The organism is Ruegeria atlantica, assembly GCF_013032005.1.
In the GTDB taxonomy this organism is placed as follows: Bacteria; Pseudomonadota; Alphaproteobacteria; order Rhodobacterales; family Rhodobacteraceae; genus Ruegeria; species Ruegeria atlantica_A.
In genome coordinates, this window is sequence record NZ_WQBE01000005.1 from 212,938 (window position 1) to 231,261 (window position 18,324).

The window sequence follows — 18,324 nt, forward strand, 5'->3', positions numbered from 1 at the left end:
GGTCATGCGTAGGCCTCCATGCCGCCATTCACCAGATCGGCGGGGGCAGGGTGGCGCCAGATTTCGGTCGCGCCGAATTTCGGGTGTTCGTAGTGGTAGTCGAGCTTAGCGCCCAGCCGTTTGGCCACGGCCTTGCTGGCGTGGTTTTCCGGGTCGATCAGTGAAATCGCCGTGTCCCAGCCCAATATGTCATAGGCATGGGCGCGCGCGGCCAGAGCGGCCTCGGTCGCATAGCCCTTTCCGGTCGCATGATTCATCAGGGTCCACCCGACCTCGGGCTCGGGCCAACCTTCGGGGAACCAAAGGCCGATCCGCCCGACATAGTTGCCAGTGTCTTTTTCGTCGACGCTCCAATATCCATAACCACGCAGAGCCCAGTGACCAAAATGCATGGCAATGATCCGCCACACTTCATCCCGACGCAGAGGTCCGCCGACATACTTCGCAGCATCGCTGGCAAAGAATGCGGCGTCCGCGTCCAGATCAGTTTCAGATGGTGCGCGCAGGATCAGACGTTCGGTTTCCAGAGTCGGTATAGCCAGAGCAAGTTTCATGCCGGCACCTCGCCATAGCGCCAGACATGCTGGTCTGCATCAAATGCACGTTCGGCAACTGCGTCGCGCGATGCACCCAGACGTTGTGCCAACGCATTTGAACGGGCATTTGAAGCCGATACATAGCTTACGAATTGCCCAGATCCCAACAGGTCAAAACCGAAATCGCGAACAGCTGAGCACGCCTCGGTGGCGTAACCCTGCAGTCTGTGATCCGCGCGGAACAGGTAACCAAGCTCGGGCTCCTGATCGTCCCATTCGAGACCCAGAATGACAAAGCCAATGACCTGAGCATCCTCTTTCAGTGTGACGGTGAACAGACCATGTCCGTGCAACAGCCAGCCGGAGGTATAGTAGGAAAACTCGGTCCAGGCGTCCTGATTGGTGTCGCCAAAGCTCTCTTTGCAGATCGACGTCCACACAGGAAGGTCGTCCAGGGTGGGCGCGCGCAAAGCCAGCCGCCGGGTCTGAATGACCGGCAGGGCCGCGCGATACTGCGCTGCTGCCATCGCCGCCTTGCCGGACGGGGGCTGGGTGCAGCGTGCTGACGTCACTTCTTCTTCCCGAACCCGCTCAGACCCGGGGGCAGACCCATGCCGCCGCCCATGCCAGGCATACCGGGCATCTTGCCGCCCATTGCTTTTGCGGCTTGTTCCAGCGCCTTGGGGTCCATGCCTGCGGCCATGTCTTCAGGTGAGGGGCCGCCTTTGCCGAACATGCCTTTCATGGCCTGTTTCAGCATCTTGCCTTTGCCCATCTTGCCCATCTTCTTCATCATGTCAGACATCTGTCGGTGCATCTTGAGCAGCTTGTTGAGGTCGCTGACCTCCATCCCCGAACCGGCGGCGATGCGTTTCTTGCGGCTGGCTTGCAGCAATTGCGGGTTGGCGCGTTCGCGTTTGGTCATCGACTGGATCATGGCGATCTGCTGGCGCAGGATCTTGTCGTCCAGACCTGCCTGATCCATCTGTTTGGCCATTTTGTTCATGCCCGGCATCATGCCCATCATGCCCTGCATGCCGCCCATCTGGATCATCTGTTCCAGCTGCATCTTCAGGTCGTTCATGTTGAACTGACCTTTGACCATGCGCTTCATCATGCGCTCGGTCTGCTCCATCTCCATCGTTTCCTGGGCCTTTTCGACCAGGGCCACGATGTCGCCCATGCCCAGAATCCGACCGGCGATCCGGTCCGGCTCGAAGGTTTCGAGCGCGTCCATCTTTTCGCCCAGACCGACGAAGCGGATCGGCTTGCCTGTGACCGCGCGCATCGACAGCGCCGCGCCGCCGCGTCCGTCACCGTCCATCCGGGTCAGGACCACGCCAGAGATACCGACCTTGGCGTCGAACTCCTCGGCCACTTCAACGGCGACCTGACCGGTCAGGCCGTCAACAACCAGCAGGGTCTCGCGCGGGTCAACTGCATTGCGGACCTGCTCGACCTCGTCCATCAGGACTTCGTCGATGTGCAAGCGGCCCGCAGTGTCCAGCATATAAACGTCGTAGCCACCCAATGTCGCCTGCTGCTTGGCGCGTTTGGCGATATCGACCGGTTTCTGGCCCGGCACGATCGGCAGCGTATCGACGCCAACCTGCGTGCCCAAAACCGCCAGCTGATCCATCGCCGCCGGGCGATAGACGTCGAGCGAGGCCATCAGGACCTTCTTGCCCTCTTTCTCTTTCAGGCGCTTGGCGAGCTTACCGGTGGTGGTGGTCTTACCCGAGCCCTGCAGACCGACCATCAGGATCGGGGCAGGCGGGTTGTCGATCTTCAGCTTGCCGGGGTCTTCCTCGCCACGCAGAGTATCGACCAGCGCGTCATGCACGATCTTGACGACCTGCTGACCGGGGGTGATCGATTTGGTGACGGCCTGACCGGTCGCCTGTTCCTGCACTTTCTTGACGAATTCGCGCGCCACCGGCAGCGAGACGTCGGCCTCAAGCAGGGCAACGCGGACTTCGCGCAGTGCGGTTTTCACGTCTTCTTCGGACAGCGCACCCTGTTTGGTCAGCCGGTCAAAGACGCCGGAAAGGCGTTCGGATAGATTTTCAAACATGCCTTCGGCCTCCTTAGCCGGTTATCTGGTGGCGTGCCCTAGATAGGATGCGCCGGTTAAATGCACAAACGCCCCCACGGGCGAAACTCGCTGGTGGGGGGCGATCCCTGAACGACTCAAGGGACCGGAAGATCAGATGCTTCCGGATGTTGGCGGCGATTTAGGCCGATTGGCTGGCAGAGTCAACCTTGCGTGCCGGAAGCCATTCATTGACGGCATCCACCAGCCGATGCGCGCCGCGCCCACTGGAATAGGCATCAACAATGGGGTGCCGACCCGCGCTCATGCCTTTGTCCAGTATGAGTACGGGGCGATACAGCGTAGATGAGCCCTTGTTGCTGCGCGAAATCGTTGTTTCAATCTCGGCATGGGACAGGTTCGACAGCATGTGTTCGACGGCATCATAACCAAAAACCGAATGCCTGCGGATAACGATGCTGTCTTTGTCCCGGTCCAGAATGACCTGAACGCGCCGTACAAAGGCGCAGAAGGCCCCAAATCCTAACCCTCCACCGCCGAGGGCGAATATCAGGCCGAACAGGATGGCCTCGCCCCCCTCGGTCATCAAGAAGAGACCGAGGCCGACAAAGATTAGAATAAATAAGACGAGTGTGATGCCTATGAACCATGGGGTATCGGACAGGATCAGTTGGTTTGATGTATTGCGCGTGACTTTCATGGCGGCACGCTAGCACTGTGTCGCGGGTCTGTCGTGCCTTGAATCTTGTTCCATGTTGCGCGAAGAGCGCGTTACATAGGAGGTTCCCATGGACGCATCATCTGCCTTTCAAGATACATTGCCGCTCAGCTCTGACGCGCTGCTGACGCAGTTGGGCGATTGGGGGCTGGCCTATCGGTTGCACAGCCATATCCCGCTGCGCACGGTCGAGGATGCGAAAGGGGTTGAGGATCAGTTTCTGGTGCCCGGAGAAAATACGCTGCGGCTCAAGAACCTGTACCTGCGTGACAAGAAAAAGCGGAACTATCTGGTGACGCTGGAACAGAGCCGCGAGATTGACCTTAAAGCCCTGGGTGCGGAGTTGGGTGTCGGGAATCTGTCCTTCGGTTCGGCGGATCGTCTGATGCAGAACCTCGGTATCCGGCCCGGAGCGGTCAGCCCACTGGCGATGATCAATGGGGTTCAGAACGAAGTGCGGTTCTTTATGGATAGCGCGGCGCAGAATTCAGACGTGATCAACATGCACCCGCTGGTGAACGACCGTACCGTAGTAATGACGCGCGCCGATCTGATGGCGTTCTTTGACCGGATCGGCTGTGAAGTGACCTGGTTGCCCTGATCAACCCTCCAGCGCTTCTTTCAAAGCCGCCTCGACATGCGCTGCGGACGGGTTAATGAATAGGTGTCCGTCGGACTTGAAAACGGGATCGTCCAGATGATCAGGAAAGGCCAGGGGTAACTCGGTGCAGGCCAGGAGGACGGCGGTGCCGGGGGTGGCATGTTTGTTGCAAAAGGTCAGTAGTCGTGTGCGGGCCGTGTCCGACGCGCCGCCGTAGAATTCGCTGTCGATCATGGCCTGCATCTCGGCAATCTCGGGTTCCGGCAGGCGGTCGTTGGCCGTGATGCCCTCTTTGGCCAGCCGATCGGCATAGTCAGTCGCCTGCATGGTCACCGCCGTCCCCAGAACCAGAGCGCTTGATGCTCCGGCAGAGGCAGTGGCTTCGGCGGTTGCGTCAAAAATGCTCAGAATTGGCATCGCCACACCTTGCCGGATCGCGTGCAGCCTTGCGTGTGGCGTGTTCGAGGCGATGATGCCGAAATCGCAGCCTGCGCGTTCCAACGTCAAAAGGGCCTCGCGGAAGACGGCGTCGAATTCGGCCCAGCTGGCCTCATCCCCTGCCACACCGCGCAGGGCGCGGGTTTTGGCCTGTGTGACGGATTCAATGGTCATGGGCGGGATGGGTAGTGGCGAGCCGTGACCGAGGTCAGCAAAATACCGGCCCGCGCCCTGTGCAATCGCCCGGTAATAATCCACGGTCGAGGCCCAGCCCACTCCGCCCAGAATTCCGATCTTTTTCATAACTAACGCCCAGCCTGCCAATTCCCGTTCGGGAGGCAGACTGGACGTTTCGGCGTATAAAGACCAGAGGCGATCAGGCCGCCAGCTCAGTTACTGCCTTGTGGGCGTTGTTCAGCGTGGCCTCGGCGTCCAGCGCCATTTTGTCGGCGGCGACCACGTCGACATTGGTGATGCCAATAAAGCCCAGAACGTGACGCACATAGTTGGTAGCAAAATCGATCTCGGACCCAACGGCAGTGCCGCCCGAGGCGATGGCCAGAACCACGCGTTTGTCTGTCAGCAGTCCCACTGGGCCGTTCTCAGTATACGAGAATGTCAGGCCGACGCGGGCAACCAGATCAATCCAGGCTTTGAATGCGGCAGGTACCGAAAAGTTATAGATCGGTAAACCGATGACGATGATGTCGGCCTGTTGCAGCTCGCCTACCAGTGAATCCGATAGCGCCAGATGTTCGCGCTGCGCGTCGTTGCGCTGATCGCCGGGGGTGAAGTTGGCGCTGATCCAGTCCTCGGTCAGCAGGGGCAGGGGGGAGGCCAGATCGCGGCGGATAATGCGTGCAGCACCCAGATGGTTGACGATACGGTTGGACAGATCGCGGGTAGCTGAACCTTCACGGCGGGCCGAGGCGTCGATATGCAGGATGGTCTTGGTCATTTCACTTGGTCCTTCTGATAGGATTTTCGTCTGCGGCCAATATGGATATTGCGAGAATGAACAAAACTCGGATATATCAACACTGACTGTTGGAATTTGCACATCTGAGGTAATGCCGTGGACAATTGGGACGAAGTAAGAACCGCTTATCAGGTTGCCCGTATGGGGACCGTCAGCGGCGCGGCCGAGGTTTTGGGCGTGCATCATGCCACCGTGATCCGCCATATCGACGCGATCGAGGCACGGCTGGGTGTCAAACTGTTCCAGCGTCATGCGCGTGGTTACACGCCGACCGAAGCCGGGGATGATCTGTTGCGTGTGGCACAAGCGACCGAGGATCAGTTCAACCAACTGGTCGGGCGAATGAAGGGGCGGGGGGACGATGTCTCGGGGGAGTTGGTTGTAACGTCTCTGTCCTCACTGGCGCCTTTGGTGGTTCCGGTACTTAGTGAATTCCAACGCCTGCACCCGGGCTTGATCGTGCGTTATCTGACTGGGGATCGCCTGTTTCGTCTGGAATATGGCGAAGCGCATGTGGCGATCCGGGCGGGTTCGGCCCCTGATCAACCGGACAATGTGGTGCAGCCGTTTATCGATCAGGAAGTCGGGCTTTATGCCAGTACAGCATATGTGGAGCGTCACGGTCAGCCCAAGAGTGTCGAGGACCTTAGAAACCATTTCTTCGTTGGTGCCGACGATGAAAACAGCCGCGCTCCGTTTTCGCGCTGGTTGCGCAAGACCGTACCGGCCGAAAACATCATATTTCGCTGTACCAATAATTTCTGCAACCGCGAGGCGGTTATGTCCGGGGCTGGGATCGGCTTCATGGCTCGTTGGGAGGCGGGCCGCGACCCCAGTCTGATCGAGGTCATAGAGCCGCTGCCCGAATGGTTCGGGAATCTGTGGCTTGTGACCCATGTGGACCTGCACCGCACCACCAAGGTTCAGAGTTTCCTGACCTATCTGAAAGAGCAATCCAAAGGTTGGTCGGCGTGAGCCCTCAGGCCCAGGGCCATCTGGCCATGCTGGTTTTTTCGGCTCTGGTGGCGGGCAGTTTTTCGCTGGGGTCACTGATCGCCAACCAGATCGCGCCCGAAGCGATCACGGCAGCCCGTTTTCTGATCGCATCAGTTGTGATCGGCGTTGCGGCGCTTCTGACGACCGGCTTGCCTCGAAGTGCGGCGCAGGCACCCTGGCGTTATCTGGTCTTGGGCGGATTGTTCGCCAGCTATTTCGTGCTGATGTTCCATGGATTGAAGACCGCGCCCCCGGTCAGTGCAGCGGCAGTGTTCACGCTGACGCCGGTGATGTCAGCGGTTGCAGGGTGGGTGTTGCTGCGGCAGGTCTCCACGCCAAGAATGGCTTTTGCCCTGTCAGTTGGCGCAGTGGGCGCGCTTTGGGTCATATTCCGGGCCGACTGGCGGGCCTTTATGGCGTTCGAGATCGGTGGCGGTGAGATCATCTATTTCTGGGGCTGTTTGGCGCATGCGATCTACACGCCCATGGTGCGCAAGCTGAACCGAGGTGAGCCGGCGGTGGTGTTCACCTTTGGTACTCTGGTCGCGGGCTGCGTGTTGCTGACGTTGTATGGTTGGGCCGAGATTCGCGCGACCAACTGGGCCAACCTGCCGTTGATTGTTTGGGTCGGATTGCTCTATGTCTCGATCTTTGCCACAGCGGCCAGCTTTGTTCTGGTGCAATTCGCAACCCTGCGGCTGCCTTCGGCCAAAGTGATGGCTTACACCTATCTGACGCCCAGCTGGGTGATCCTGTGGGAGGTTGCATTGGGTCAGAAGCCCCCAGGCTTACTGGTGTTTGTGGGTGCAATTCTGACCGTCGTGGCGCTTGTACTCTTGTTAAAGGTCGAGGGTCAGCCGCGCGCATCATCCAAGCCCGTGCCCGAATGACGCTTGTATTCCCGTCAGATTGTGCGAGCGTTGGTCGCAGGCAAAACAGGGGCAATAACCAATGAGACCAGCACTTTATCTGATCGCGGCGGTGGGGCTGTCGGCCTGTACGCAAAAGTCCATGGGCAATGCGGTTTCAGAAACGGATTTGCAGGGCAGTTGTGAAGCGCTTGTTTCCGCCGAAACGGGGGTTGGCCCCAAGGACGTGAACGCCATTTCCACCCGGTCCGAGCCGACAGGGTCGGTGACAACCTTGTCGGTCGCAGGGGCGCAGGCACCATGGTTGTGCATGTCTGATCCGTTCGGTGTCATCACGGGTGTACAATACAGCCAAGAAGGTTAGTGGCCGTCAGGGTTCAGCACGCCCGTTGAGGTAGATCAATGTCGATACATGCGAATAACCTTATGCTTGGGACCAAGGAGGAATTCGTCATGTATACTCACATTATGTTCCCAGTTGACTTGCATCTTCCCCCCGAGGTTCGCAAAGCCGCCGATGTCGCTGCTGAAGTTGCCAAGTGGCAGGATGCAAAGATAACCGTAGTCAGTGTGACCGGAACTCAACCCGGTGACCCGGTTCAGACGGACGCAGCAGTCAACGAAGAATTGCAGGGTTTCGCCGAGGAACTGGCCAAGAGCGGCGGGACAGAAGTCGCATACCGCAATATTCACTCGGTCGATGTTGCAGCGGAGGTTGATGGTGACCTGATGCGCGCCGCCGAGGAAATTGGTGCTGACCTGATTGTTGTAGGAACTCACGCCCCGCGGATCACGGATTATATCTTTTCAAGCCATGCAGGATACCTGGCCAATCACGCCAAGGTTTCGGTTTTCGTCGTGCGCTAAATCTAGGGATCGTCAGCCGCAGGCAGTTCAATTTCCAGAAACCGTTCGAACGCGTCCAGATTGACGGGCTCGAACTGTCCAAAGCCTTGCATCCAGACCGACGCTGTGCGCAGGGCGTCAGGTTCCAGTTTGCACCATTTCACCCGTCCGCGTTTTTCCTGGCTGATCAATCCAGCCTTGGTCAGGATCACCAGATGTTTCGAGATTGCGGCCAATGACATCTCGAACGGTTCTGCCACATCGGTCACGGCCATATCATCCTCAAGCAGCATCGCCAGAATGGCGCGGCGCGTGGGGTCGGCGATAGCTGCGAATACGGTGTCGAGATCATTGGACATGCCTTCGCTCAACCACAGCCTTCGAGTTTGGTCAACCATTTGGTTGAATATGCGGATTCAGGGGTTTTGGTTGAAGCCGCTGCGCTTGCGCAGGTTTTGCCTCTGCTGAGGTTGGGTGAAAAATTATTAAAATCAATTATTTAAACTGCGGCAATTCGATTGCTCAACGCCGTTGACTCTGTGCGCCTTGCCCCTTAGCACCCTACCCAAGACTGTGCGAGGGAAACGCCCGTGACCGATGATGACCAAAAGCAGCGTATGGCGCAGCTGGAGGCGAAGATCGAGGCGGCGAAAAAGGCTAAGCAGCCAAAGCCTCGTGCAGATGCTGACGTGTCCGGGGGCGAGCTTGCCTGGAGGATGGTCATCGAAATGGTATCCGGTCTGGGGATCGGATTTGGCATCGGATACGGGCTGGACAGCCTGCTCGGGACGATCCCGATCTTTCTGGTGCTGTTCACATTGCTGGGCCTTGTCGCCGGAGTGAAAGTAATGCTCCGCAGCGCCAAAGAGGTTCAAGAGAAACAAACGGCAGCGACAGCTGCCGAGAAGGACGAGAGGGACTGAACGTGGCAACTGAGACCACCGCAGCAGAAGGCAGCAGCCTGGTTTTCCACCCGATGGATCAGTTCATCGTCAAACCGCTTTTCGGTGACGGTACAATTGCATGGTACACGCCCACCAACGTGACCCTGTGGATGTTCCTGGCGATTGCCGCGATCTTTGCTCTGCTGGTTCTCAGCACTTCGAAACGCGCGATTGTTCCGACCCGGATGCAGTCGGTGGCTGAACTGGCCTATGGTTTCATCTACAAGATGTTGGAAGACATCTGCGGCAAGGAAGGCGTTAAGTACTTCCCCTATGTCATGACCCTGTTCATGTTCATCGTCTGCGCAAACTTCCTGGGCATGATCCCGACGTCCTTTACCACCACATCGCATTTCGCCGTGACCATCCCGCTGGCGTTGGCCGTGTTCCTGACCGTGACTGTTCTGGGTTTCGTCAAGAACGGTGCCGCGTTTCTGGGTCTGTTCTGGGTCTCCAGCGCACCGCTGGCCCTGCGTCCGGTTCTGGCGATCATCGAGCTGATTTCGTACTTCGTACGCCCTGTCAGCCACTCCATTCGTCTTGCCGGCAACGTCATGGCGGGCCACGCGGTTATCAAGGTGTTCGCAGGCTTTGCCGCGATCGCCGTGATCTCGCCCGTGTCTGTTCTGGCGATCACCGCAATGTATGGCCTCGAGGTCCTTGTGTCCTTTATCCAGGCCTACGTTTTCACCATTCTGACCTGTGTCTATCTGAAAGATGCGCTGCATCCGTCGCACTAAGGTCTGATACCCCAACATCGAAACTTCCAATTCGTAAGGAGAAACATCATGGAAGGCGATCTCGCACACATCGGCGCAGGCCTGGCAGCAATCGGTTCCGGCGCAGCCGCAATCGGGGTGGGCAACGTTGCAGGCAACTTCCTGGCCGGCGCCCTGCGCAACCCTTCGGCGGCTGCGTCGCAAACCGCAACCCTGTTCATCGGTATCGCATTCGCAGAAGCCCTGGGGATCTTCGCATTCCTGGTCTCGCTGCTGCTGATGTTCGCCGTATAATCTGCGGAACCTGATCCTTACGCGCAGGTGGGCCCAAGCCATAGCGGCCCGCCTGTTGTAAAGACAACGTTCCGACGGAGGACAACATGGCGACTGAACCTATTGCCGAAGAAGTAGTTGGCAAATGCGTAGACTCCCATGGCTCGGCCATCGGGATGCCGCAGCTCTGCTTTGATTGGTTCCCCAACCAGATTTTCTGGCTGGTCATCACGCTGGTCGTCATCTTTCTGGTCCTGTCCCGCGTGGCCTTGCCGCGCATCGCGGCAATCCTGGCTGAACGTCAGGGGACCATTACAAATGACCTGGCTGCGGCCGAAGATCTGAAGGCCAAAGCGGTCGAGGCCGAAGAAGCCTATAACAAGGCGCTGGCCGATGCCCGTTCTGAGGCGCAGCGTATCGCTGCCGAAGCACGCGCCGAAATTCAGGCTGGTCTGGATGACGCGATCGCCAAGGCGGACGCGGAAATCGCTGCAAAGGCGGCTGAATCGGAAAAGGCGATCGCCGATATCCGTGCAGGTGCGCTGGAAAGCATTCAAGTGGTTGCCAAGGACACGGCGGCTGAACTGGTTACTGCTCTGGGCGGTGAGGCGGATGCCAAAGCCATTGACGGTGCTGTTGACGCGCAGATGAAAGGATAAGCGACATGCGGAACACTCTTGCCCTTATCCTGACCTTTGGCGCTGCCAGCCCCGCGCTGGCCGCAAGCGGCCCGTTCTTCTCGCTTGGAAACACCGACTTTGTGGTCCTGTTGGGCTTTATCGTCTTCATCGCGGTCCTGTTCTATTTCAAGGTGCCGGGTATGATCGGTGGCGCGCTGGACAACCGCGCCGAAGGCATCAAGTCCGAGTTGGATGAAGCCCGTGCCCTACACGAAGAAGCCCGCACCCTGTTGGCCTCGTACGAGCGCAAGCAACGCGAAGTTCAAACGCAGGCAGACGCGATTGTGGCGGCTGCAAAAGACGACGCCGCGCTGGCGGCCGAACAGGCCAAGGCCGATCTGGAAAAATCCATTGCGCGCCGTCTGGCCGCTGCACAGGATCAGATCGCATCTGCCGAGGCTTCGGCAGTTAAAGAAGTGCGTGATCAGGCGATTACCGTTGCTGTTTCGGCGGCAAATGCGGTTCTGGCCAAGCAGATGACGGCGACGCAGGCGAACAAGCTGATCGACGCTGCAATTGCCGATGTGGGCGAAAAGCTGCACTAAGATCTTCGCATGATGAAATTGAAAAACCCGGCCTCAAAGCCGGGTTTTTTCTTTCTTACGATGCGAAGATCAAGCCGCTGAGCGTTGATTTGGCAGCCGGTTCAGAATGTCCGCATATTTGGCTGAGGCGACAAACAGTTCCGGTAGTTCGCTCAGTACAGCGTCGATGGGATCGTAAACCGCCGACGCTTGATCTAGAATCTCATCGGGTATGGATTTCTTTGCGCGTTCTATTCTTTCGGGCAGGGAAAAGTTCAACTCCAGAAAATCGGCAACTTCGCTCTGTCTGCGCCAGATGGCATCATAGCTCAGGCACAAGACAGGCACGTTTTCGAACGTGGCCCATTGCCTCATCTGCTCTGCTTGGTTGAGAACGTCATATTTGAACAGATCCTCAAAAGTTCCTTTGGCGTGAAGATGTGCGAAATGCTGACGGATCCAGTCGCGACCATAGCGACCAAGCACGGAATAGACCGAAAGCGCCGAGTCTTTTGTCGGGCCATAGCAGAACAAGACCTTGACGTTGTCACGACCTCTCAGCACGCCGGGAAAATCATGTGTTTTGACAAGGTTTCCCTGATGTAATTCGGCCTGTGCCAGCTCCATTTCAAAGGTCGCCTTGGGCTTGGGCCACACACGCCGCCGCTTTTGCGCCTTCCACAAAGCATCAAACATGAGCGTGCTACCGGATCGACCGTTGCTGGCAACGATCAAACAGGGGTTCGTTTTTGGGCGTTGCCCGGGTTTGAAAAGGATCATGTCAGGCACCAGGGTTTCAGCGACGGTTAAGGTTCGCGACTTGCCTGTTTAATTGGTTTAGCTGCGGGTCAATATCCAGCAGATAACCAGCAGAAATTGCGTAATAAATTATGAACTTTTTGTGTTCGGATTTGAGTCGCGACAGTTGTGCGCTGCACTGATACCTCGCGCGCCTCTTCAGGTTTGACCGGTCTCATGCTGCAGCCGTTGCTGTGCGATGGCTTCGTTTCGCAGGGCTTTCTGGTGATCTTCCATACAGCTCTGGACATAGTTCAGATGCTGCTGGACTGCATCGCGGGCTGCATCGGGGTCGCGTACCTGCAGGGCCGTGTTGATCGCGCGGTGCTGGTCCAGAATGGCACCACGCGTTGTGCGCTGCTGAAACATCATCTGACGATTGTAGAACACGCCCTGTTGCAGCAGGTCGTACATCGACCGCATCATATGCAGCATAACTACGTTGTGGCTGGCCTCGATGATGGCCATGTGGAATTGCGCATCCAATTGTGCCTCGTCCTGAGGGGCGTTGCGCGCATGCGCAGCCTGCATCTTGTCGAAAATCGCCTGAACCACTTTCAAATCGCTGTCTGATCCCAGCCGTGCGGCACGCTCGGCCGCCAACCCTTCTAGATCGCGGCGGAAAGACAGATAGTCGAACACTGCTTCTTCGTGGCTGCTGAACAGCCGAACCAGCGCCGGGGAAAAGGCAGAGCCCAGAACCTCGGCCACATAGATACCGGACCCGGCCTTGGCGGTCAGCAACCCCTGATCCTGCAATTCCGAGATCGCTTCGCGCAACGAGGGGCGCGATACGCCCAGCCGCTCTGCCAACTCGCGTTCCGCCGGAAGCCGCTCGCCTGGGCGCAGGATGCCACGCAGGATCAGCAATTCGATCTGTTTCACCACTGCGATGGACAGCTTTTCAGTCTGGACTTTTTGAAAGGGCATGTCGGCTTTTCCGAAATTGGTCAAATCATATGACCACGTAATATTGACCGGTTCAAGAACAGGTGAATGTTGGTTCGGAAAATTAGGTCAGAATGATTGACATTAAGTAATTCGCGCTTAGTCTGCCCTGCGAGGTAGGGGAGGAGACCAATGTCGACCAAAGACCTGTTTGCCACGCGAACAAAGCGGATGAAGGCGTCCGAGATACGCGAATTGCTCAAGCTGTTGGACCAGCCGGGCATTATTTCCTTCGCGGGAGGAATTCCGGATCCGGCGTTGTTTCCAGCAGAGGGTTTTGCCGCTGCGTTCCAGAATGCACTGGGCACTGAACTAAAAGATCAGGCGCTGCAATATTCCGTCAGCGAGGGCTATGCCCCGTTGCGTGAATGGCTGGTCGATCATATGCGCCAGATCGGGATCGACTGCGGGCTTGATAACATCCTGATCACGTCGGGTTCGCAGCAGGCACTGGACTACTTGGGCAAGTTGTATCTGTCGCCGGGTGATACAGCACTGGTCGGATGGCCCACCTATCTGGGGGCATTGGCCGCGTTCAATGCTTATGAACCGCGCTTTGACCGGCTTGGCATCAACGGCAACCGCAGGGCGGCTGAATACGCTGCCGCAGCGGGTGAGGGGGCTGTTAAATTTGCGTATCTGTCGCCTGACTTTGCCAACCCGACCGGAGAAACTGTAGACCTGCGCGGCCGCGAAACCCTGCTCGATCTGGCGGACGAATTGAACTGCGCTGTGATCGAAGACGGCGCCTATCAGGCCCTGCGCTATGATGGGGAAGCAATTCCGCCAGTTCTGGCGTTGGAATTGGCGCGCAAAGGGTCGATCGAAAACTGCAGGACGATTTATTGTGGCAGCTTCTCGAAAACTTTGTCTCCGGGTCTGCGGGTGGGATGGGTCGTGGCGGCCAAGCCGGTGATCTCGCAGCTGGTGTTGATGAAACAGGCGGCTGACTTGCATTCCGCGACGATCAACCAAATGGCTATCAACGAAGTGGCGCGTGCCTGCTTTGATACGCATATCCCCATGTTGCGCCGCGTTTACGGCGCACGACGCGATGCGATGCTCAGCGCATTGCGCGAACATATGCCCGATGGGGTGGACTGGACCAAGCCCGAGGGCGGCATGTTCATTTGGGTGACCTTGCCCAAGGGGCTGAGCGGGGCTGATTTGCTGGCCAAGGCGCTTGAGACGGTGAAGGTGGCTTTTGTTCCAGGCCAGGCGTTCTTTCCGGACGAAACCGGGGCCAATACTATCCGTCTGAGCTTTTCGAATTCGGATGAGGCAACAATCCGCGAGGGTATCCGCCGGTTAGGCGACGTCCTGCGAACCTAAATGCAGGAAAGGTTCTGTTAACCATATTGCGGCAATGCTGGCCGTATGATCCGGTATCTGTTCCTCCTATCGGTGCTGGCCGCCTGTTCGGCCGGCACCCCCTATTTCCGGGATATCCCTGCAACCCGCATCGCCGTGAACGGCAGTGTCTTTGACGTACGCGTGCGCGGGGATCTGGCCGAGGCCGTGCGGATCAACACCCAATACGCCCCGCGTTTGGGGCCGATCAAAGATCGGGCGGGGCTGGCCATGGCGCAGGTTTCGGGCTGTCCAATCCTGGATGTACTGGGCGACGCCGCGGTGACCGTTGGTGTGCTGGGCTGTGACCGCGAAGCGGGGGAACGTCTGTTGCTGACCGCCATCTCGACACCGAATTACGAATGCGTCGATTATGGTGTTTATGAGGATATCGGGAAGGAGTACGGCCTTCAGGTGTTCGAGTGTACGCCGTACTGAGATACGCGTATTCCTGCGCATTTCGGCAAGATATTGTGGATAAGTCGGGGTGATATCCCATATCCTGCGCAACTTCGTTGACTCAGCCCCCATCCGTTGCGCAGACTTCCTTCACATAGGAATCACAGGACTCATTGCCTTTGCGCTTTAGCAAACTCAAACTTACCGGCTTCAAAAGCTTTGTTGATCCGACCGATCTGATCATAGCGGATGGGTTGACCGGTGTGGTGGGCCCGAATGGCTGCGGCAAGTCCAACCTTCTGGAAGCTCTGCGTTGGGTGATGGGGGAAAACCGCCCCAAATCCATGCGTGGCGGCGCGATGGAGGATGTGATTTTTGCAGGCGCCGCGACGCGCCCAGCCCGTAACTTTGCCGAAGTTGTCCTGACCATGGACAACTCGGAACGGCTGGCACCGTCAGGGTTCAACGACGCGGATCAGCTTGAGATCGTGCGTCGCATCACCCGCGACGTGGGCAGCGCCTATAAGACCAATGGCAAGGACGTGCGGGCGAGAGATGTTCAGATGCTGTTCGCCGATGCTTCGACAGGTGCGCATTCACCTGCGCTTGTTGGGCAGAACCGCATTGCCGAACTTATCAACGCCAAACCCCGCGCCCGCCGCCGCATTCTGGAAGAGGCCGCAGGTATCTCGGGTCTTTATCAACGTCGGCACGAAGCCGAATTGAAGTTGAAGGGCACTGAATCCAATCTGACCCGCGTCGACGATGTGCTTGAACAACTGGGCGGTCAGCTTGCGCAACTGGCGCGCCAGGCCCGTCAGGCCGCGCGCTATCGCGAGATTGGCGAGCAACTGCGCCAGGCCGAAGGCATGTTGCTCTATCGTCGCTGGAAAGAGGCAGACATGGCCCGCCAGCAGGCCGAAGAAAAGCTGCGCGAACGGATCACCGAGGCGTCGCGGGCCGAGGCCGAAGCCCGCGCGGCCGCCACCAAACGTGCCGAAATCGAAGAGACCCTGCCACCTCTGCGCGAAGAAGAAGCCATCGCCGCCGCCGTCCTGCAACGCCAGCAGGTACAACGTGATGCCCTGTCGGATCAGGAAACCCGCGCCCGCCAGACCATTGAGACGCTGACCAACCGTATTCAGCAATTAGGCAACGATATAGAACGCGAAACCGGCCTGAATCGCGATGCCGGCCAGATGATCGAACGTCTGGAATGGGAAGCGCGCGAATTGGCCAAGGCTGCCGAAGGGCACGAGGATAAGGTGGCCGAGGCTGCCGAAATCGCGCGTGAAGCGGCGTCAGTGTTGCAGGACCGCGAAGATCATCTGTCGCAGGAAACCGAGGATATGGCGCGCTTGGTCGCCCGCCACCAATCGGCGCAGCGTCTGGTTGAAGACAGCCGCAAGACGTTGACTCGATCCGAGGCCGAAGAGGAAAAGGCCCGCAGCGCCGTGGATGAGGCGCGCGAAGCTTTGACCAACGCAAGCGACGCGTTTGAGACTGCGCAAGAGGGCGAGGAAGAAGCCCGCGAGGCGGCTGAGGCCGCCGAGGAAGCGCTGGCCGCAGCGGATGAGCTGCGCAATGATACGCAAGCGCGTGAGGCTGAGGCCCGCGCACAACGGTCTGAGGCCGAGGGCGAACTGGGCGCGATCCGTGCCGAAACCTCAGCGCTGGCAAAGCTGGTGGAACGCGATACAGCCGAAGGCGGTCAGGTTCTTGACCTGCTACGCGTCGAACCCGGTTACGAAAAGGCACTCGGAGCTGCACTGGCCGATGATCTGCGTGCCCCACTGGTCGAAGGCGACGGTCCATCGGGTTGGGTGCAGGTAGCGGGCTATGATGCTGATCAGCCATTGCCGGATGGGGTTGAACCGCTGGCGCTGCATGTGTCTGGCCCGGATCGCCTGAGCCGTCGGATCGCGCAGATTGGTCTGGTTGATGCGGATCAGGGTGCGCGTTTGCAGGCTTCGCTGAAGCCGGGGCAGCGTCTGGTGTCCCGGTCCGGCGATTTGTGGCGGTGGGACGGGTTCCGCGCCTGGGCTGAGGATGCACCAAGCGCCGCAGCCCTGCGGCTAGAGCAGCTCAATAAGCTGGAGGCGCTGAAACAGGAGTTGACCCGCACCGAGGCACAGGCCGAAGGTGCCCGCGCTGCGCATGAGGCGTTGTCGCAGCAACTGGCTGATGTCACCGAGGCGGACCGCCGCGCCCGCGATGCCCGCCGCGCCGCCGATCAGCGTATGGCCGAAACCGCTCGCGCGCTCAGCCGCGCCGAAGCTGACCGCAATCTGGCGCAAGGCAAGCTTGAGACTCTGTCGCTGGCTGTGGATCGCCACAAAGAGGACGCCATGTCCGCCCGCGCGCAACTGCGCGAGGCCGAGGGGGCGTTGACCGGTCTGGGCGATCTCGACACCGCCCGCGCGCAGGTCGAAGATATCAAACAGACGGTCGAGGCTGCGCGGATCACTATGCTGACCCATCGCTCGTCCCATGATGAATTGCGCCGCGAGGGCGAGGCCCGCACGCGACGTTCGCAAGAGGTCACAAAAGACCTCAGCGGTTGGAAGCATCGTCTGGAAACGGCGGAAAAACGGATATCAGAACTGGCCGAACGCAAGAAAAGTTCGGAAGAAGAGCTGTCCGAAGCGATGGCTGCGCCCAGCGAGATCGCCGAAGCCCGCGAGGAGCTGAACGAGCTGATTGAAACAGCCGAGGCCCGTCGCGCCGAGGCCGCCGATAAGTTGGCCGAAGCCGAAACCCAGCAGCGCGAAGTGGTGCTGGCCGAACGGGATGCGGAACGTCAGGCTTCGGAAGCACGCGAATCCCGCGCGGCGGCAGAAGCACGTTGTGATGCCGCCAAGGAAAGCGTGACTGCAACGGCAGAACGGATTGCTGAAGATCAGCAGCTGACCCCGAACCAGTTGCTGAATCAGTTAGACGTGAACCCCGATCAGATGCCTGCCGCCGACGCGCTTGAGGCCGAAGTGAACCGTCACAAGCGCCAGCGCGATGCGATGGGAGCAGTGAACCTGCGCGCTGAAGAAGATGCCAAAGAAGTTCAGGAAGAGTTTGACACACTGAACAGCGAAAAGGCGGATTTGGAAGAGGCAATCAAAGCCCTGCGCTCTGGTATTGCCAGCCTCAACCGCGAAGGCCGCGAACGTCTGTTGACCGCGTTTGAACAGGTGAACTCAAACTTTGCCATGCTGTTCAAGCACCTCTTCGGCGGTGGCGAGGCCAATTTGGTTATGGTCGAAAGCGACGATCCGCTGGATGCCGGGCTTGAGATCATGTGCCAGCCGCCGGGCAAGAAATTGTCGACGCTCAGCCTGTTGTCGGGTGGCGAACAGACCCTGACGGCGACGGCCTTGATTTTTGGCGTCTTCCTCGCCAATCCGGCCCCGATCTGCGTGCTGGATGAGGTCGACGCGCCGCTTGACGATGCTAACGTTACCCGGTTCTGCGATCTGCTGGATGAGATGTGTCGCCAGACCGATACACGTTTCCTGATCATCACCCACCACGCGGTGACGATGGCGCGGATGGATCGTTTGTTCGGCGTGACCATGCAGGAACAGGGCGTCAGTCAACTGGTCTCGGTCGATCTGAAAAAGGCCGAGCAGATGGTCGCTTGACCCATCACTGCAACGTTA

General features: G+C 58.6%; 22 protein-coding genes. 13 read left to right on the forward strand and 9 right to left on the reverse strand.

Translation table 11 applies throughout. The features are described from left to right. Positions 1-2: 2 nt before the first annotated feature. From GOX21_RS11945 to GOX21_RS11960, 4 genes are all read right to left on the reverse strand, one after another. Complete coding sequence (locus GOX21_RS11945) at positions 3-554, reverse strand: GNAT family N-acetyltransferase (protein WP_170350325.1); 552 nt, start codon at positions 552-554, stop codon at positions 3-5. Then, entirely contained in the window at positions 551-1,108 is a 558-nt protein-coding gene (locus tag GOX21_RS11950) for a GNAT family N-acetyltransferase (RefSeq protein ID WP_170377453.1), read from the reverse strand. The genes GOX21_RS11945 and GOX21_RS11950 overlap by 4 nt, the downstream gene beginning before the upstream one ends. Further along, positions 1,105-2,610 (reverse strand): signal recognition particle protein, encoded by a 1,506-nt coding sequence (ffh, locus tag GOX21_RS11955; protein WP_170377455.1) that lies wholly within the window; start codon positions 2,608-2,610, stop codon positions 1,105-1,107. The genes GOX21_RS11950 and ffh overlap by 4 nt, the downstream gene beginning before the upstream one ends. A 160-nt stretch (positions 2,611-2,770) precedes the next feature. Then, complete coding sequence (locus tag GOX21_RS11960; RefSeq protein WP_170377457.1) at positions 2,771-3,289, reverse strand: hypothetical protein; 519 nt, start codon at positions 3,287-3,289, stop codon at positions 2,771-2,773. Between the two features lie 88 nt (positions 3,290-3,377). Here GOX21_RS11960 and GOX21_RS11965 point away from each other — a divergent pair, with 88 nt between their 5' ends. After that, the gene (locus GOX21_RS11965) at positions 3,378-3,908 is read left to right on the forward strand and encodes a prolyl-tRNA synthetase associated domain-containing protein (RefSeq protein WP_170350329.1); all 531 of its coding nucleotides are present in this window, start codon (positions 3,378-3,380) and stop codon (positions 3,906-3,908) included. On the opposite strand, the gene GOX21_RS11970 is transcribed toward GOX21_RS11965, so the two are convergent. Both GOX21_RS11970 and GOX21_RS11975 read right to left on the reverse strand, forming a co-directional pair. Further along, positions 3,909-4,649 carry an aspartate/glutamate racemase family protein gene (locus GOX21_RS11970; protein ID WP_170377459.1) on the reverse strand — a complete coding sequence of 247 codons (741 nt, stop codon included), beginning with the start codon at positions 4,647-4,649 and terminating at the stop codon, positions 3,909-3,911. Positions 4,650-4,722: 73 nt separating this feature from the next. Then, positions 4,723-5,304, reverse strand: coding sequence for an FMN-dependent NADH-azoreductase (locus GOX21_RS11975; protein WP_170377461.1), 582 nt, complete (start codon positions 5,302-5,304; stop codon positions 4,723-4,725). A gap of 117 nt (positions 5,305-5,421) precedes the next feature. Between GOX21_RS11975 and GOX21_RS11980 the strand changes: the two genes are divergently transcribed. The 4 genes from GOX21_RS11980 (at position 5,422) to GOX21_RS11995 (ending at position 8,057) form a co-directional block, all read left to right on the forward strand. Continuing rightward, positions 5,422-6,300 carry a LysR family transcriptional regulator gene (locus tag GOX21_RS11980; RefSeq protein ID WP_170359977.1) on the forward strand — a complete coding sequence of 293 codons (879 nt, stop codon included), beginning with the start codon at positions 5,422-5,424 and terminating at the stop codon, positions 6,298-6,300. Continuing rightward, positions 6,297-7,211, forward strand: a complete 915-nt coding sequence (locus GOX21_RS11985) for a DMT family transporter (RefSeq protein ID WP_170377463.1) — start codon at positions 6,297-6,299, stop codon at positions 7,209-7,211. Before GOX21_RS11980 ends, GOX21_RS11985 begins: the two co-directional genes overlap by 4 nt. A gap of 61 nt (positions 7,212-7,272) precedes the next feature. Then, positions 7,273-7,554, forward strand: coding sequence for a hypothetical protein (locus GOX21_RS11990; RefSeq protein ID WP_170377465.1), 282 nt, complete (start codon positions 7,273-7,275; stop codon positions 7,552-7,554). Between the two features lie 89 nt (positions 7,555-7,643). Further along, positions 7,644-8,057 carry a universal stress protein gene (locus tag GOX21_RS11995; RefSeq protein ID WP_170377467.1) on the forward strand — a complete coding sequence of 138 codons (414 nt, stop codon included), beginning with the start codon at positions 7,644-7,646 and terminating at the stop codon, positions 8,055-8,057. 2 nt (positions 8,058-8,059) lie between these two features. Here the strand turns inward: GOX21_RS11995 and GOX21_RS12000 are convergent, their stop codons facing one another. Further along, positions 8,060-8,395: an ArsR/SmtB family transcription factor gene (locus tag GOX21_RS12000; protein ID WP_170377469.1), complete on the reverse strand. Its 336-nt coding sequence runs from the start codon at positions 8,393-8,395 to the stop codon at positions 8,060-8,062. A gap of 231 nt (positions 8,396-8,626) precedes the next feature. Between GOX21_RS12000 and GOX21_RS12005 the strand changes: the two genes are divergently transcribed. The 5 genes from GOX21_RS12005 to GOX21_RS12025 all read left to right on the forward strand — a co-directional run bounded on the left by GOX21_RS12005 (position 8,627) and on the right by GOX21_RS12025 (position 11,197). Further along, positions 8,627-8,959 (forward strand): AtpZ/AtpI family protein, encoded by a 333-nt coding sequence (locus GOX21_RS12005; protein ID WP_170350336.1) that lies wholly within the window; start codon positions 8,627-8,629, stop codon positions 8,957-8,959. A 2-nt stretch (positions 8,960-8,961) separates the two neighbouring features. Then, the gene (locus GOX21_RS12010; RefSeq protein ID WP_170377471.1) at positions 8,962-9,720 is read left to right on the forward strand and encodes a F0F1 ATP synthase subunit A; all 759 of its coding nucleotides are present in this window, start codon (positions 8,962-8,964) and stop codon (positions 9,718-9,720) included. A 48-nt stretch (positions 9,721-9,768) separates the two neighbouring features. After that, positions 9,769-9,993: a F0F1 ATP synthase subunit C gene (locus GOX21_RS12015; protein WP_005981269.1), complete on the forward strand. Its 225-nt coding sequence runs from the start codon at positions 9,769-9,771 to the stop codon at positions 9,991-9,993. 86 nt (positions 9,994-10,079) lie between these two features. Beyond that, a complete protein-coding gene (locus GOX21_RS12020; protein ID WP_170350338.1) occupies positions 10,080-10,631 on the forward strand; it encodes a F0F1 ATP synthase subunit B' in 552 nt (183 codons plus the stop codon). A 5-nt stretch (positions 10,632-10,636) separates the two neighbouring features. Beyond that, complete coding sequence (locus GOX21_RS12025; RefSeq protein ID WP_170350339.1) at positions 10,637-11,197, forward strand: F0F1 ATP synthase subunit B; 561 nt, start codon at positions 10,637-10,639, stop codon at positions 11,195-11,197. Between the two features lie 69 nt (positions 11,198-11,266). On the opposite strand, the gene GOX21_RS12030 is transcribed toward GOX21_RS12025, so the two are convergent. Beyond that, complete coding sequence (locus GOX21_RS12030; RefSeq protein ID WP_170377473.1) at positions 11,267-11,872, reverse strand: hypothetical protein; 606 nt, start codon at positions 11,870-11,872, stop codon at positions 11,267-11,269. A 261-nt stretch (positions 11,873-12,133) separates the two neighbouring features. After that, positions 12,134-12,904, reverse strand: a complete 771-nt coding sequence (locus GOX21_RS12035; RefSeq protein ID WP_170377475.1) for a FadR/GntR family transcriptional regulator — start codon at positions 12,902-12,904, stop codon at positions 12,134-12,136. Between the two features lie 150 nt (positions 12,905-13,054). On the opposite strand from GOX21_RS12035, the gene GOX21_RS12040 reads away from it, so the two are divergent. The 3 genes from GOX21_RS12040 (at position 13,055) to GOX21_RS12050 (ending at position 18,306) form a co-directional block, all read left to right on the forward strand. Next, positions 13,055-14,254, forward strand: coding sequence for a PLP-dependent aminotransferase family protein (locus GOX21_RS12040; RefSeq protein ID WP_170377477.1), 1,200 nt, complete (start codon positions 13,055-13,057; stop codon positions 14,252-14,254). Between the two features lie 45 nt (positions 14,255-14,299). Further along, on the forward strand, positions 14,300-14,710 hold the full coding sequence (locus tag GOX21_RS12045) for a hypothetical protein (protein WP_170377479.1): 411 nt from the start codon (positions 14,300-14,302) through the stop codon (positions 14,708-14,710). Between the two features lie 140 nt (positions 14,711-14,850). Next, complete coding sequence (locus GOX21_RS12050; protein ID WP_170377481.1) at positions 14,851-18,306, forward strand: chromosome segregation SMC family protein; 3,456 nt, start codon at positions 14,851-14,853, stop codon at positions 18,304-18,306. Positions 18,307-18,324: the final 18 nt, after the last annotated feature.